Here is an 18,061-nt window from a genome sequence, read left to right as displayed (position 1 = left end):
GTGACGGTGTTACCCGCTTCTTTTGGATCGCGCTGTACCAGTGATGTACTCTAAGTTCGGACCGATTGGATCGATCTCTGGTGCAGTTGGTGCTGTGCCATCCACAGTTGCTGTCGCTTCTGGTCCAACGTTACCGACTGGATCGGTAGCCACGGCTTTCACGATGTCGCCATCTTTTAAGCCTGGGTTCGCTACGCTCCATGTGCCATCTTCAGCCACTGGCGTAGTCACTTTATCCCCATTTGGATAGGTCACTTCAACCGTTGAACCTTTTTCACCTGTACCGGTGATTGGGTCATTGGCATTGATTGGATCAATCGTCGTTGTTGGGCCCACGCCATCCACAATTTCACTTGCTTCTGGTGAGACGTTGCCTGCTGCATCGGTGATGATCGCTTTAACTTCGTCACCATCTTTTAAGCCCGCAGGGGTTGTAACTTTCCAATTGCCCGCTGCATCAATGCTTGCTGTTGCAGTCGTGCCATCTGGGAAGCTCACAGTGACGGTGTTACCCGCTTCTTTTGGATCGGCTGTACCAGTGATGTACTCTAAGTTCGGACCGATTGGATCGATCTCTGGTGCAGTTGGTGCTGTGCCATCAACAGTTGCTGTCGCTTCTGGTCCAACGTTACCCACTGGATCAGTACCGATCGCTTTGACTTCATCACCATCGTTAAGACCTGGGTTCGCCACAGTCCAGTTGCCATCCGCATCCACTTGCGTGGTCACGCTGGTGCCATTTGGATAGGTCACTTCAACCGTTGAACCTTTTTCACCTGTACCGGTGATTGGGTCATTGGCATTGATTGGATCAATCGTCGTTGTTGGGCCCACGCCATCCACAATTTCACTTGCTTCTGGTGAAACGTTGCCTGCTGCATCGGTGATGATCGCTTTAACTTCGTCACCATCTTTTAGACCCGCAGGGGTTGCCACTTTCCAAGTGCCATCTGCCTCAATGATTGCGGTCACTGGGCTTGAATTTGGGAAGCTGACAGTCACGGTGTTACCCGCTTCTTTTGGATCGGCTGTACCGGTGATTTCAGCCAAGTTCGGACCGATTGGATCGATGTCTGGTGCAGTTGGTGCTGTGCCATCCACAGTCGCTGTTGCTTCTGGGCCAACGTTACCGACTGGATCAGTAGCCACGGCTTTGACGATGTCGCCATCTTTTAAGCCTGGGTTCGCTACAGTCCAGTTGCCATCCGCATCCACTTCTGCAGTCGCTGTGGTCTTACCATCTGGATAAGTCACGGTGACTGTTGAACCTTTTTCACCTGTACCCGTGATTGGGTCATTGGCATTGATTGGATCAATCGTCGTTGTTGGGCCCACGCCATCCACAATTTCACTTGCTTCTGGTGAGACGTTGCCTGCTGCATCGGTGATGATCGCTTTCACTTCGTCACCATCTTTTAAGCCCGCAGGGGTTGTAACTTTCCAACTGCCATCTGCATCAATGCTTGCTGTTGCAGTCGTGCCATCTGGGAAGCTCACAGTGACGGTGTTACCCGCTTCTTTTGGATCGGCTGTACCGGTGATTTCAGCCAAGTTCGGTCCGATTGGATCGATGTCTGGTGCAGTTGGTGCTGTGCCATCGACAGTCGCTGTCGCTTCTGGGCCAACGTTACCGACTGGATCAGTAGCCACGGCTTTCACGATGTCGCCATCTTTTAAGCCTGGGTTCGCTACAGTCCAGTTGCCATCCGCATCCACTTGCGTGGTCACGCTGGTGCCATTTGGATAGGTCACTTCAACCGTTGAACCTTTTTCACCTGTACCGGTGATTGGGTCATTGGCATTGATTGGATCAATCGTCGTTGTTGGGCCCACGCCATCCACAATTTCACTTGCTTCTGGTGAAACGTTGCCTGCTGCATCGGTGATGATCGCTTTAACTTCGTCACCATCTTTTAGACCCGCAGGGGTTGCCACTTTCCAAGTGCCATCTGCCTCAATGATTGCGGTCACTGGGCTTGAATTTGGGAAGCTCACAGTGACGGTGTTACCCGCTTCTTTTGGATCGGCTGTACCAGTGATGTACTCTAAGTTCGGACCGATTGGATCGATCTCTGGTGCAGTTGGTGCTGTGCCATCCACAGTTGCTGTCGCTTCTGGTCCAACGTTACCGACTGGATCGGTAGCCACGGCTTTCACGATGTCGCCATCTTTTAAGCCTGGGTTCGCTACGCTCCATGTGCCATCTTCAGCCACTGGCGTAGTCACTTTATCCCCATTTGGATAGGTCACTTCAACCGTTGAACCTTTTTCACCTGTACCGGTGATTGGGTCATTGGCATTGATTGGATCAATCGTCGTTGTTGGGCCCACGCCATCCACAATTTCACTTGCTTCTGGTGAGACGTTGCCTGCTGCATCGGTGATGATCGCTTTAACTTCGTCACCATCTTTTAAGCCCGCAGGGGTTGTAACTTTCCAATTGCCCGCTGCATCAATGCTTGCTGTTGCAGTCGTGCCATCTGGGAAGCTGACAGTCACGGTGTTACCCGCTTCTTTTGGATCGGCTGTACCGGTGATGTACTCTAAGTTCGGTCCGATTGGATCGATGTCTGGTGCTGTTGGTGCTGTGCCATCCACAGTCGCTGTTGCTTCTGGGCCAACGTTACCGACTGGATCAGTAGCCACGGCTTTGACGATGTCGCCATCTTGTAAGCCTGGGTTCGCTACAGTCCAGTTGCCATCCGCATCCACTTCTGCAGTCGCTGTGGTCTTACCATCTGGATAAGTCACGGTGACTGTTGAGCCTACTTCACCTGTACCGGTGATTGGATCATTGGCATTGATTGGATCAATGTTGGTTGTTGGGCCAACGCCATCCACAATTTCACTTGCTTCTGGTGAAACGTTGCCTGCTGCATCGGTGATGATCGCTTTCACTTCGTCACCATCTTTTAGACCCGCAGGGGTTGTAACTTTCCAATTGCCCGCTGCATCAATGCTTGCTGTTGCAGTCGTGCCATCTGGGAAGCTCACAGTGACGGTGTTACCCGCTTCTTTTGGATCGGCTGTACCAGTGATGTACTCTAAGTTCGGACCGATTGGATCGATCTCTGGTGCAGTTGGTGCTGTGCCATCAACAGTTGCTGTCGCTTCTGGTCCAACGTTACCCACTGGATCAGTACCGATCGCTTTGACTTCATCACCATCGTTAAGACCTGGGTTCGCCACAGTCCAGTTGCCATCCGCATCCACTTGCGTGGTCACGCTGGTGCCATTTGGATAGGTCACTTCAACCGTTGAACCTTTTTCACCTGTACCGGTGATTGGGTCATTGGCATTGATTGGATCAATCGTCGTTGTTGGGCCCACGCCATCCACAATTTCACTTGCTTCTGGTGAAACGTTGCCTGCTGCATCGGTGATGATCGCTTTAACTTCGTCACCATCTTTTAGACCCGCAGGGGTTGCCACTTTCCAAGTGCCATCTGCCTCAATGATTGCGGTCACTGGGCTTGAATTTGGGAAGCTCACAGTGACGGTGTTACCCGCTTCTTTTGGATCGGCTGTACCAGTGATGTACTCTAAGTTCGGACCGATTGGATCGATCTCTGGTGCAGTTGGTGCTGTGCCATCGACAGTTGATGTCGCTTCTGGGCCAACGTTACCGACTGGATCGGTAGCCACGGCTTTCACGATGTCGCCATCTTTTAAGCCTGGGTTCGCTACGCTCCATGTGCCATCTTCAGCCACTGGCGTAGTCACTTTATCCCCATTTGGATAGGTCACTTCAACCGTTGAACCTTTTTCACCTGTACCAGTGATTGGGTCATTGGCATTGATTGGATCAATCGTCGTTGTTGGGCCCACGCCATCCACAATTTCACTTGCTTCTGGTGAAACGTTGCCTGCTGCATCGGTGATGATCGCTTTAACTTCGTCACCATCTTTTAAGCCCGCAGGGGTTGTAACTTTCCAACTGCCATCTGCCTCAATGATTGCGGTCACTGGGCTAGAATTTGGGAAGCTCACCGTTACGGTGTTACCCGCTTCTTTTGGATCGGCTGTACCGGTGATCTCAGCCAAGTTCGGACCGATTGGATCGATGTCTGGTGCAGTTGGTGCTGTGCCATCAACAGTCGCTGTTGCTTCTGGGCCAACGTTACCGACTGGATCGGTAGCCACGGCTTTGACGATGTCGCCATCTTGTAAGCCTGGGTTCGCTACAGTCCAGTTGCCATCCGCATCCACTTCTGCAGTCGCTGTGGTCTTACCATCTGGATAAGTCACGGTGACTGTTGAGCCTGCTTCACCTGTACCGGTGATTGGATCAATCGCATTGATTGGATCAATCGTCGTTGTTGGGCCCACGCCATCCACAATTTCAGTTGCTTCTGGTGAAACGTTACCTGCTGCATCGTTGATGATCGCTTTAACTTCGTCACCATCTTTTAGACCCGCAGGGGTGGCCACTTTCCAATTGCCCGCTGCATCAATGCTTGCTGTTGCAGTCGTGCCATCTGGGAAGCTTACCGTTACGGTGTTACCCGCTTCTTTTGGATCGGCTGTACCAGTGATGTACTCTAAGTTCGGTCCGATTGGATCGATGCCTGGTGCTGTTGGTGCTGTGCCATCAACCGTCGCTGTCGCTTCTGGTCCAACGTTACCCACTGGATCAGTACCGATCGCTTTGACTTCATCACCATCGTTAAGACCTAGGTTCGCTACAGTCCAGTTGCCATCCGCATCCACTTGCGTGGTTACGCTGCTGCCATCTGGATAGGTCACTTTAACGATTGAGCCTGCTTCACCTGTACCGGTGATTGGATCATTGGCATTGATTGGATCAATGTTGGTTGTTGGGCCAACGCCATCCACAATTTCACTTGCTTCTGGTGAGATGTTACCTGCTGCATCGGTGATGATCGCTTTCACTTCGTCACCATCTTTTAGACCCGCAGGGGTGGCCACTTTCCAATTGCCCGCTGCATCAATGATTGCTGTTGCAGTCGTGCCATCTGGGAAGCTTACCGTTACGGTGTTACCCGCTTCTTTTGGATCAGCTGTACCGGTGATTTCAGCCAAGTTCGGACCGATTGGATCGATGTCTGGTGCTGTTGGTGCTGTGCCATCAACCGTTGATGTCGCTTCTGGGCCAACGTTACCGACTGCATCGGTAGCCACGGCTTTCACGATGTCGCCATCTTTTAAGCCTGGGTTCGCTACAGTCCAGTTGCCATCCGCATCTACTTGCGTGGTTACGCTGCTGCCATCTGGATAGGTCACTTTAACGATTGAGTCTGGCTCGCCTGTACCAGTGATTGGGTCAATCGCATTGATTGGATCGATCTCTGTTGTTGGACCCACGCCATCCACAATTTCAGTTGCTTCTGGTGAGACGTTGCCTGCTGCATCGGTGATGATCGCTTTCACTTCGTCACCATCTTTTAGACCCGCAGGGGTTGTAACTTTCCAATTGCCCGCTGCATCAATGCTTGCTGTTGCAGTCGTGCCATCTGGGAAGCTTACAGTGACGGTGTTACCCGCTTCTTTTGGATCGGCTGTACCGGTGATGTACTCTAAGTTCGGTCCGATTGGATCGATGTCTGGTGCTGTTGGTGCTGTGCCATCGACGATTTCTTTGTCTTTATCCGACACATTACCTGCAGGGTCTTTTGCTTCTGCAGTCACTTCATCGCCATCTTCTAGATTGCCTGGGTTTTCAACTTCCCATGTGCCATCTTCTTTCACAGTGGTGGTTGCTGTTGAGCCATCTGGATAAGTGACCGTGACTTCGCTACCTTCCTCACCTGTTCCTGTGATCGGATCTTTTGGATTGATTGGATCAATACTTGGTGTGGCTGGTGCAATACCATCGACGATTTCTTTGTCTTTATCTGAGACATTGCCTGCAGGGTCTTTCGCTTCTGCAGTCACTTCATCGCCATCTTCTAGATTGCCTGGGTTTTCAACTTCCCATGTGCCATCTTCTTTCACAGTGGTGGTTGCTGTTGAGCCATCTGGATAAGTGACCGTGACTTCGCTACCTTCCTCACCTGTTCCTGTGATCGGATCTTTTGGATTGATTGGATCAATACTTGGTGTGGTTGGTGCAATACCATCGACGATTTCTTTGTCTTTATCCGACACATTACCTGCAGGGTCTTTTGCTTCTGCAGTCACTTCATCGCCATCTTCTAGATTGCCTGGGTTTTCAACTTCCCATGTGCCATCTTCTTTCACAGTGGTGGTTGCTGTTGAGCCATCTGGATAAGTGACCGTAACTTCGCTGCCTTCTTCACCTGTTCCTGTGATCGGATCTTTTGGATTGATTGGATCAATACTTGGTGTGGTTGGTGCAATACCATCGACGATTTCTTTGTCTTTATCCGACACATTACCTGCAGGGTCTTTTGCTTCTGCAGTCACTTCATCGCCATCTTCTAGATTGCCTGGGTTTTCAACTTCCCATGTGCCATCTTCTTTCACAGTGGTGGTTGCTGTTGAGCCATCTGGATAAGTGACCGTAACTTCGCTGCCTTCTTCACCTGTTCCTGTGATCGGATCTTTTGGATTGATTGGATCAATACTTGGTGTGGTTGGTGCAATACCATCGACAATTTCTTTGTCTTTATCCGACACATTGCCTGCAAGGTCTTTTGCTTCTGCAGTCACTTCATCGCCATCTTCTAGATTGCCTGGGTTTTCAACTTCCCATGTGCCATCTTCTTTCACAGTGGTGGTTGCTGTTGAGCCATCTGGATAAGTGACCGTGACTTCGCTACCTTCCTCACCTGTTCCTGTGATCGGATCTTTTGGATTGATTGGATCAATACTTGGTGTGGTTGGTGCAATACCATCGACGATTTCTTTGTCTTTATCCGACACATTACCTGCAGGGTCTTTTGCTTCTGCAGTCACTTCATCGCCATCTTCTAGATTGCCTGGGTTTTCAACTTCCCATGTGCCATCTTCTTTCACAGTGTGGTTGCTGTTGAGCCATCTGGATAAGTGACCGTAACTTCGCTGCCTTCTTCACCTGTTCCTGTGATCGGATCTTTTGGATTGATTGGATCAATACTTGGTGTGGTTGGTGCAATACCATCGACAATTTCTTTGTCTTTATCCGACACATTGCCTGCAAGGTCTTTTGCTTCTGCAGTCACTTCATCGCCATCTTCTAGATTGCCTGGGTTTTCAACTTCCCATGTGCCATCTTCTTTCACAGTGGTGGTTGCTGTTGAGCCATCTGGATAAGTGACCGTGACTTCGCTACCTTCCTCACCTGTTCCTGTGATCGGATCTTTTGGATTGATTGGATCAATACTTGGTGTGGTTGGTGCAATACCATCGACGATTTCTTTGTCTTTATCCGACACATTACCTGCAGGGTCTTTCGCTTCTGCAGTCACTTCATCGCCATCTTCTAGATTGCCTGGGTTTTCAACTTCCCATGTGCCATCTTCTTTCACAGTGGTGGTTGCGGTTGAGCCATCTGGATAAGTGACCGTAACTTCGCTGCCTTCTTCACCTGTTCCTGTGATCGGATCTTTTGGATTGATTGGATCAATACTTGGTGTGGTTGGTGCAATACTATCGACGATTTCAGTCGCCTCTGGTCCAACGTTACCCACTGGATCAGTACCGATCGCTTTGACTTCATCACCATCTTCAAGTCCCGGGTTCGCCACGCTCCATGTGCCATCTTCTTCGACTGTCGTGGTTTCTGTATCACCATTCGGGAAAGTCACTTCAATCGTTGCACCTGGCTCACCTGTGCCACCGACGGGTGTATTTGGTCCAATTGGATTAATTTCAGTGGTTGGTCCAAGACCATCTACAGTTTCATTGTTTGGTGCGCCAAGATTACCTTGCGGATCTTTGGACTGTGCAGTAACCACATCACCATCTTTCAGTCCTGGAGGGGTTGTTACACTCCACGTACCATCTGATCCAACCTCTGTAGTTGATGTGCTGTTGTCTGGATAAGTAACTGTAACTGTTGCGCCTGGCTCTCCCGTACCCGTGATTTCAGCCAAGTTTGGTCCAATTGGTCAATTTCTGTGGCTGGACCGACTCCGTCAAATTGTTCTGTGACTTCTGGACCCACGTTAGCTACCGAGTCCGTACCCACGGCTGTTACGATGTCGCCATCTTCAAGCCCAGGGTTCGGAACTTGCCATGTCCCATCGGATTTTACCGTCGTAGTCTCTGTATCACCATTTGGATAAGTCACTTCAACACTTGAACCTGGCTCACCTGTACCGGTGATTGGATCAATGGCATTGATTGGATCAATCGTGGTTGTTGGACCTACGCCATCGACAATTTCTGTATCTGGATTAGACTGTGTGCCATTTGCGTTTGTTGCAATAGCCTTGACAACATCGCCATCTTTTAAGCCTTGTGGTGTGGTTACACTCCACTTGCCATCTGCACCCGCTGTTGTTGTGACTGATGTGCCATCTGGGAAGCTGACCGTAATTTTATTGCCTGCTTCAGCCTTACCTGTAATCGTCGCTAAGTTGGGTCCAATTGGATCAATACTCGGGGCACTTGGCTGGGGTTGTGGTGGTAATTGACCTTCAACTAGATCTGTGACTTCTGGACCAATGTTTCCAACTTTGTCAGTTCCTACCGCCTTAACTTCGTCGCCATTTTGTAGACCTGGGTTTGGAACTGTCCATTTCCCATCTGCATTGACTGTCGTTGTAACCGTAGTGCCATCTGGATAGGTCACTTTGATGGTTGAATCAGGTTCGCCTGTACCGGTGATTGGATCTTTAAGGTTGACTGGATTTAGAGTGGTTATTGGTCCAACGCCATCGACAATTTCTTTGCCTTCATCTGAGACGTTGCCCGCAGGGTCTTTAGCCGTGGCTTTAACTTCATCGCCATCTTTTAAGTTCGGTGGCGTTGGTACGCTCCATTTTCCATCTGAACCTGCTGTTGTGGTTGCGATTGTTCCATCAGGATAAGTCACCGTAATTTTAGCATTGGGTTCTGCTGTGCCTGTAATCTGGGGTGATTTCGGTCCAATTGGATCAATCTGTGGTGCAGTCGGTGCAATTCCATCCACAATTTCTTTGTCTTTATCTGATACGTTACCTGCAGGGTCTTTGGCTTCTGCAGTCACTTCATCACCATCTTCTAGATTGCCCGGGTTTTCAACTTCCCATGTGCCATCCTCGCCGACTATGGTAGTTACCGTTGAACCATCAGGATAAGTGACAGTCACTTCACTGCCTTCTTCACCTGTTCCTGTGATCGGATCTTTTGGATTAATTGGATCGATACTTGGTGTGGTTGGTGCAATACCATCGACGATTTCTTTGTCTTTATCTGAGACATTACCTGCAGGGTCTTTCACTTCTGCAGTGATTTCATCGCCATCTTCTAGATTGCCTGGGTTTTCAACTTCCCATGTACCATCCTCGCCGACTACTGTGGTTGATGTTGAACCATCTGGATAAGTGACAGTCACTTCACCACCTGCTTCACCTGTTCCTGTGATCGGATCTTTTGGATTTATTGGATTGATTTCGGGTTTAGCGGGTGGAGTTGTGTCACCACCATTATTATTGTTGTTATTGTTATCGTCATCGCCACCGCCGGCTGCCGCAGCAATCCCACCAATCGCGGCTGCTCCACCTAACCACGGTAAAATTAGACCTGCAAAGTTGTCATCATTGTAAAGAAGAGGCTCAACATCATCAATCAAGTGATATTTGATGGTATCAGTGACTGCTCCATTGGCATCCGTAAATTCAGCCCAATACATTTGTCCTGAATCATCAACAAATGCCAAGCTATTGTCTGCGGTATTTTCATTATTGAAAAAGTTTTGGATGACAATGGTTTCACCATTACGCAGTGAAATAACAGCACTGTTTCCTTCACGAGTGATCTTTGCGACATCTTCTTTCGGAATATCGAGTATCACAGCAGAGTTTTCTGTGAGATTGATATTCTTTTCAGAAGCTGTATCTAGGGTTTGTAATACCTGATGCGTGGTTTTTGAAATTATTGAAATTTTTGACATGATTTAAACCTCAAATTTAAATTTTTTAGCTGATTTTTGCTATCTATTCTTATTGTTGAGAATGGGATTAAATGACAATTCACAACTATTCTTTTATAACTGTGATTTATATCACACTAATAAAGATCAAATCTATATCCATTAACAAATCTATTTGTTGGAAGGGATATTTAGCTCAATGAATATAAAGATAAATTTAAGAGTATTTTTTGTTCTGAAAGATAAGATGGATTCCGCCTCTATTCATTTATATATTGATTTTCTAATCAAGCCAGGTTACTCAAATTCAAAGAGCGAATTTTGCTTAAAGAAAAACTTTTCTAGCACAGTCAAATATATGTTTTCTATCTAAATAAATAATTTCTTTAAATTGAATTTTGTCCAAAAAAAAGAGAACCCTAAGATTCTCTTTTTTTATTACAACTTTTTTGTTGCAGATTTTTTAATCTGATATTGGGATATTCCTTTCGCTATTCAGTTTTGCTGTTTAGCTTAAGTCAACAATCCGTTTATCGGTTAATAAATAATCTGATTATTCTTCAACAACTCAGCCAAGGTCGTATCCACGTTGTTGAATACGATCAATTCTGTGCTGCTGAACTTACCATCTTTCCCATCTCGGTCAATCGACAACACGGTGTGTTTACCACTGTCCCCTGTAAGATACGATACCGATAAGAACTCAGTCACATTGCCTGCATTCACATCTTTTAGATTCAACAATTCCGACACGTCAATGGTGTCTTTCACGCTATCATCCGCACTGACTTTAAAATCGGTCCATTCATCGATTTTCGTCACCTTATTACCACCTGTTGGATCATTCGCCACCAACAAGTTGTATAACGCTTTGTCATAGATCGAATGATCCAGTGTCACATTATCAAAGCCAGCTTTGATAATATAGGCTTTACTGTCAACCGTGAACGTGAACGGGTCTGACCATGGTGATTGGATTTCATTGGCAGTACCATCTTGGTAAATATAGCTGAATTCAAATGAATGTTTACCTTCACTCAATGGTTCATCCATTTGGAATTGGTAGTCATCTTGATTGGTAATATCTACTTCTTTGTAGTAACTACCATCTGTACTACGAATCAGCACTTTGCTGGTCATTTTACCTGTCGACAACATCCATGTTGGCGTGTTGTCATTGGTAATCCAACCATTTTGGACCAAAGTGGTTCCAGCTGCGCCCTCTCCTTGTGCATCCGCCATTAACGCCTGTGGCTTCTGTACAGTGTTATCGAACTGGTAGCCATAGTTGTAGTTACCCGCTAGGTCACTGAAGAGATTCATCTGCGATCACCACACTATACGCACCGACATAACCTGCAGGTAGTTTCATGGTCACCATGTAGTGGTCACCTTCATACGCTGTAGACCACGTCACATCTTTTAAGACATTGCCTTTGGCATCAAGCACATGAATACTGTTGCTGGTATCCGTCACGCCATTTTGACCGTAGAAACGAATACTGTCATGATCAATCAGTTTGAAGGGGTTATTTGGTCCTGTACCCAGTGCAAATTTACCCCCTTCTAGATTGAAGCTATCGGTATCCGATAAGAAGCGGTCATTTACACTTTCAGCCAAGTAGTTAATGACAAGGTCTTCACTCCATGGTCCAGCATTACCTGCACTATCAGTTTGACGATAGATGAGGCGATAGGACACGTCCATCAATTGTGGAATTTCAAAGCTCCATTTCCCATCGGCATCAACAACTACAGTGCCCAGCAGGTTATCACCCACTTTTTCCCCATTAATCATGTCGTAACCATCATAGATGGATACAATTGCGCCTGGTTCACCTCGACCGATCATCGTTGGGGTTGAATCGTTGGTGTAGTAGCTTGTTTCACCTTTGGAATCGGTGCTGCTGTACTGAGGTTTTAGGATGCTGTCGTTATATGCACCTAGTTCACTTGCATTCGCGACATCATCGAATAAAGCATCTAAAATCAATGCTGGTGGTGTGTGTGGTATCTCGAACGTCTACAGCGTCTGAACTGTTACCTGCCTTATCTGTTGCAACCACTTGTACTGTGTCACCATTAGTCACTGGTGTTTTCAAGATAACGCTGTATGTACCATTGGCATCTGCTACTGATGAACCCAAGATATTATCTTCGGCATCTTTTACATAAACCGTCGCACCTGATTCGGTTTGACCAATCACTTGGGTTCCTGCACTGTTGATATCCGCTTGTGTCACCTCAGGTGCAATGGTATCCACAATAAAGTCGAGGACTGGTGATTGAGCACTTTCAATACCATCGTCTGTTTGAGTTGCAGTGAAGTTATGAGGCCCATCACGCAATGCATCTGTTGGTGTGATTTTCCACGTTCCATCAGCATCAGCTTGGGTCGATCCAATTGCTTGGCCATTTGCATAAAGTGTGATGATTGCACCTGGGATGGCACCTTGACCTGTGAAATCAGGTCGATCGTCATTGGTCAGGCCTTTTTGGGCAATATTTCCAACGAATGCATCGACATCATCATACGCTTGAGGAGCCTCAAGCAATGCTTCAGTCATAAAGTGCACGGTTAAAGATGTGGTATCGGATGCATTGTTCGCAGGATCGACTGCGTAGGCTGTAATCACATCACCATTTACAACGCCAGGGTTCGGGATTGACCAAGTACCATCCGCTTTGGTTTGTGTGGTCATGGTTGCACCATTATTAATGGTGATGACCACTGTAGTACCTAAATCCGATTCACCCGTAATAAATTCATCACCTTTCACCACGTCATCAATTTCTGGCACATTCGGTGCTGTGCCATCAACAGTCGCTGTTGCTTCTGGGCCAACGTTACCGACTGGATCGGTAGCCACGGCTTTGACGATGTCGCCATCTTTTAAGCCTGGGTTCGCCACAGTCCAATTGCCATCCGCATCCACTTCTGCAGTCGCTGTGGTCTTACCATCTGCATAAGTCACGGTGACTGTTGAGCCTGCTTCACCTGTACCGGTGATTGGATCATTGGCATTGATTGGATCAATGTTGGTTGTTGGGCCAACGCCATCCACAATTTCACTTGCTTCTGGTGAAACGTTGCCTGCTGCATCGGTGATGATCGCTTTCACTTCGTCACCATCTTTTAGACCCGCAGGGGTTGCCACTTTCCAAGTGCCATCTGCCTCAATGATTGCGTTCACTGGGCTTGAATTTGGGAAGCTGACAGTCACGGTGTTACCCGCTTCTTTTGGATCGGCTGTACCGGTGATTTCAGCCAAGTTCGGACCGATTGGATCGATCTCTGGTGCAGTTGGTGCTGTGCCATCCACAGTCGCTGTTGCTTCTGGGCCAACGTTACCGACTGGATCGGTAGCCACGGCTTTGACGATGTCGCCATCTTGTAAGCCTGGGTTCGCTACAGTCCAGTTGCCATCCGCATCCACTTCTGCAGTCGCTGTGGTCTTACCATCTGGATAAGTCACGGTAACTGTTGAACCTGCTTCACCTGTACCGGTGATTGGATCAATCGCATTGATTGGATCAATGTTGGTTGTTGGGCCAACGCCATCCACAATTTCACTTGCTTCTGGTGAGATGTTGCCTGCTGCATCGGTGATGATCGCTTTCACTTCGTCACCATCTTTTAGACCCGCAGGGGTTGCCACTTTCCAAGTGCCATCTGCCTCAATGATTGCGGTCACTGGGCTAGAATTTGGGAAGCTGACAGTCACGGTGTTACCCGCTTCTTTTGGATCGGCTGTACCCGTGATTTCAGCCAAGTTCGGACCGATTGGATCGATGTCTGGTGCTGTTGGTGCTGTGCCATCCACAGTCGCTGTTGCTTCTGGGCCAACGTTACCGACTGGATCGGTAGCCACGGCTTTGACGATGTCGCCATCTTTTAAGCCTGGGTTCGCTACAGTCCAATTGCCATCCGCATCCACTTCTGCAGTCGCTGTGGTCTTACCATCTGGATAAGTCACGGTGACTGTTGAGCCTGCTTCACCTGTACCGGTGATTGGATCATTGGCATTGATTGGATCAATGTTGGTTGTTGGGCCCACGCCATCCACAATTTCACTTGCTTCTGGTGAAACGTTGCCTGCTGCATCGGTGATGATCGCTTTCACTTCGTCACCATCTTTTAGACCCGCAGGGGTTGCCACTTTCCAAGTGCCATCTGCCTCAATGATTGCGTTCACTGGGCTTGAATTTGGGAAGCTGACAGTCACGGTGTTACCCGCTTCTTTTGGATCGGCTGTACCGGTGATTTCAGCCAAGTTCGGACCGATTGGATCGATGTCTGGTGCTGTTGGTGCTGTGCCATCAACAGTCGCTGTCGCTTCTGGTCCAACGTTACCGACTGGATCGGTAGCCACGGCTTTCACGATGTCGCCATCTTTTAAGCCTGGGTTCGCTACAGTCCAGTTGCCATCCGCATCCACTTCTGCAGTCGCTGTGGTCTTACCATCTGGATAAGTCACGGTGACTGTTGAGCCTGCTTCACCTGTACCGGTGATTGGATCATTGGCATTGATTGGATCAATGTTGGTTGTTGGGCCAACGCCATCCACAATTTCACTTGCTTCTGGTGAAACGTTGCCTGCTGCATCGGTGATGATCGCTTTAACTTCGTCACCATCTTTTAGACCCGCAGGGGTTGCCACTTTCCAAGTGCCATCTGCCTCAATGATTGCGGTCACTGGGCTTGAATTTGGGAAGCTGACAGTCACGGTGTTACCCGCTTCTTTTGGATCGGCTGTACCGGTGATTTCAGCCAAGTTCGGACCGATTGGATCGATCTCTGGTGCAGTTGGTGCTGTGCCATCAACAGTCGCTGTCGCTTCTGGTCCAACGTTACCCACTGGATCAGTACCGATCGCTTTGACTTCATCACCATCGTTAAGACCTGGGTTCGCCACAGTCCAGTTGCCATCCGCATCCACTTGCGTGGTCACGCTGGTGCCATTTGGATAGGTCACTTCAACCGTTGAACCTTTTTCACCTGTACCGGTGATTGGGTCATTGGCATTGATTGGATCGATCTCTGTTGTTGGGCCCACGCCATCTACAGTCTCGGTGGCAATCGGTCCTGTATTCCCGAGTTTGCTCGATACTGCAGTCACTTCATCGCCATCTTTTAAATTGCCTGGATTCGCAACTGACCATTTACCGTCCGCATCGATGGTCGCTGTTGCAGTCGAACCATCTGGGAAAGTGACTGTTACAATAGCGCCCGCAAGCCCTGTTCCTGTAATTTCAGCCAAGTTTGGTCCAATTGGATCGATATCGGTAATCGGTAGGATGCCATCCACTTGCTCTGTTGCTTCCAGGCCTTGATTGCCCACTTTGTCAGTACCGATCGCTTTGACTTCATCACCATCTTCAAGTCCCGGGTTCGCCACGCTCCATGTGCCATCTTCTTCGACTGTCGTGGTTTCTGTATCACCATTCGGGAAAGTCACTTCAATCGTTGCACCTGGCTCACCTGTGCCACCGACGGGTGTATTTGGTCCAATTGGATTAATTTCAGTGGTTGGTCCAAGACCATCTACAGTTTCATTGTTTGGTGCGCCAAGATTACCTTGCGGATCTTTGGACTGTGCAGTAACCACATCACCATCTTTCAGTCCTGGAGGGGTTGTTACACTCCACGTACCATCTGATCCAACCTCTGTAGTTGATGTGCTGTTGTCTGGATAAGTAACTGTAACTGTTGCGCCTGGCTCTCCCGTACCCGTGATTTCAGCCAAGTTTGGTCCAATTGGGTCAATTTCTGTGGCTGGACCGACTCCGTCAAATTGTTCTGTGACTTCTGGACCCACGTTAGCTACCGAGTCCGTACCCACGGCTGTTACGATGTCGCCATCTTCAAGCCCAGGGTTCGGAACTTGCCATGTCCCATCGGATTTTACCGTCGTAGTCTCTGTATCACCATTTGGATAAGTCACTTCAACACTTGAACCTGGCTCACCTGTACCGGTGATTGGATCAATGGCATTGATTGGATCAATCGTGGTTGTTGGACCTACGCCATCGACAATTTCTGTATCTGGATTAGACTGTGTGCCATTTGCGTTTGTTGCAATAGCCTTGACAACATCGCCATCTTTTAAGCCTTGTGGTGTGGTTACACTCCACTTGCCATCTGCACCCGCTGTTGTTGTGACTGATGTGCCATCTGGGAAGCTGACCGTAATTTTATTGCCTGCTTCAGCCTTACCTGTAATCGTCGCTAAGTTGGGTCCAATTGGATCAATACTCGGGGCACTTGGCTGGGGTTGTGGTGGTAATTGACCTTCAACTAGATCTGTGACTTCTGGACCAATGTTTCCAACTTTGTCAGTTCCTACCGCCTTAACTTCGTCGCCATTTTGTAGACCTGGGTTTGGAACTGTCCATTTCCCATCTGCATTGACTGTCGTTGTAACCGTAGTGCCATCTGGATAAGTCACGGTGACTGTTGAGCCTGCTTCACCTGTACCGGTGATTGGATCTTTAAGGTTGACTGGATTTAGAGTGGTTATTGGTCCAACGCCATCGACAATTTCTTTGCCTTCATCTGAGACGTTGCCCGCAGGGTCTTTAGCCGTGGCTTTAACTTCATCGCCATCTTTTAAGTTCGGTGGCGTTGGTACGCTCCATTTTCCATCTGAACCTGCTGTTGTGGTTGCGATTGTTCCATCAGGATAAGTCACCGTAATTTTAGCATTGGGTTCTGCTGTGCCTGTAATCTGGGGTGATTTCGGTCCAATTGGATCAATCTGTGGTGCAGTCGGTGCAATTCCATCCACAATTTCTTTGTCTTTATCTGATACGTTACCTGCAGGGTCTTTGGCTTCTGCAGTCACTTCATCACCATCTTCTAGATTGCCCGGGTTTTCAACTTCCCATGTGCCATCCTCGCCGACTATGGTAGTTACCGTTGAACCATCAGGATAAGTGACAGTCACTTCACTGCCTTCTTCACCTGTTCCTGTGATCGGATCTTTTGGATTAATTGGATCGATACTTGGTGTGGTTGGTGCAATACCATCGACGATTTCTTTGTCTTTATCTGAGACATTACCTGCAGGGTCTTTCACTTCTGCAGTGATTTCATCGCCATCTTCTAGATTGCCTGGGTTTTCAACTTCCCATGTACCATCCTCGCCGACTACTGTGGTTGATGTTGAACCATCTGGATAAGTGACAGTCACTTCACCACCTGCTTCACCTGTTCCTGTGATCGGATCTTTTGGATTTATTGGATTGATTTCGGGTTTAGCGGGTGGAGTTGTGTCACCACCATTATTATTGTTGTTATTGTTATCGTCATCGCCACCGCCGGCTGCCGCAGCAATCCCACCAATCGCGGCTGCTCCACCTAACCACGGTAAAATTAGACCTGCAAAGTTGTCATCATTGTAAAGAAGAGGCTCAACATCATCAATCAAGTGATATTTGATGGTATCAGTGACTGCTCCATTGGCATCCGTAAATTCAGCCCAATACATTTGTCCTGAATCATCAACAAATGCCAAGCTATTGTCTGCGGTATTTTCATTATTGAAAAAGTTTTGGATGACAATGGTTTCACCATTACGCAGTGAAATAACAGCACTGTTTCCTTCACGAGTGATCTTTGCGACATCTTCTTTCGGAATATCGAGTATCACAGCAGAGTTTTCTGTGAGATTGATATTCTTTTCAGAAGCTGTATCTAGGGTTTGTAATACCTGATGCGTGGTTTTTGAAATTATTGAAATTTTTGACATGATTTGAACCTCGAAATTAATTTTTTATATGATTAGATGCAAAATCTCCTGAGTGAGAACCAATGAGAAAGCATCTTTTTATTATTTATTTGTGATTTATATCACACTTTTTTAATTAAAAGCTATTATGCCAAGATCAATGGAATATGAAATGATTTTCCAACACGGCAATGATTCTTTTTAACATTTAAAAATCAAAAACATATGCGTTATGTGTAACTTTTCAAGCAGTTTAAAATCCGATGTAATGCATTCAATTAAGTGATAAAACTCAACATTATTTAGCTTTAGTTATCTTTTAGCGGATTTATGGAGTTTGATTCGATTCAAA

5 protein-coding genes and 1 pseudogene are annotated in these 18,061 nt (G+C 47.6%); all 6 read right to left on the bottom strand.

Features of this window, described 5'->3' with window-relative positions:
- Positions 1–9: 9 nt before the first annotated feature.
- Positions 10–6,819, bottom strand: a pseudogene (locus tag G8D99_RS04095) (Ig-like domain-containing protein); the annotation flags it as partial.
- A 116-nt stretch (positions 6,820–6,935) separates the two neighbouring features.
- The gene (locus G8D99_RS04090; protein ID WP_166322881.1) at positions 6,936–7,997 is read right to left on the bottom strand and encodes an Ig-like domain-containing protein; all 1,062 of its coding nucleotides are present in this window, start codon (positions 7,995–7,997) and stop codon (positions 6,936–6,938) included.
- The gene (locus tag G8D99_RS04085) at positions 7,889–10,000 is read right to left on the bottom strand and encodes an Ig-like domain-containing protein (RefSeq protein ID WP_166322879.1); all 2,112 of its coding nucleotides are present in this window, start codon (positions 9,998–10,000) and stop codon (positions 7,889–7,891) included. Before G8D99_RS04085 ends, G8D99_RS04090 begins: the two co-directional genes overlap by 109 nt.
- Positions 10,001–10,516: 516 nt before the next feature.
- On the bottom strand, positions 10,517–11,302 hold the full coding sequence (locus G8D99_RS04080; protein ID WP_166322877.1) for a type I secretion C-terminal target domain-containing protein: 786 nt from the start codon (positions 11,300–11,302) through the stop codon (positions 10,517–10,519).
- A complete protein-coding gene (locus G8D99_RS04075; RefSeq protein WP_166322875.1) occupies positions 11,286–11,972 on the bottom strand; it encodes an Ig-like domain-containing protein in 687 nt (228 codons plus the stop codon). The genes G8D99_RS04080 and G8D99_RS04075 overlap by 17 nt, the downstream gene beginning before the upstream one ends.
- Positions 11,947–17,730 carry an Ig-like domain-containing protein gene (locus G8D99_RS04070; protein ID WP_166322873.1) on the bottom strand — a complete coding sequence of 1,928 codons (5,784 nt, stop codon included), beginning with the start codon at positions 17,728–17,730 and terminating at the stop codon, positions 11,947–11,949. The genes G8D99_RS04075 and G8D99_RS04070 overlap by 26 nt, the downstream gene beginning before the upstream one ends.
- Positions 17,731–18,061: the final 331 nt, after the last annotated feature.

It is taken from the genome of Acinetobacter lanii, from assembly GCF_011578285.1.
In the GTDB taxonomy this organism is placed as follows: Bacteria; Pseudomonadota; Gammaproteobacteria; order Pseudomonadales; family Moraxellaceae; genus Acinetobacter; species Acinetobacter lanii.
Note: the sequence above shows the minus strand (reverse complement) of the source record. Positions and strands in the feature narration are given on the sequence as shown.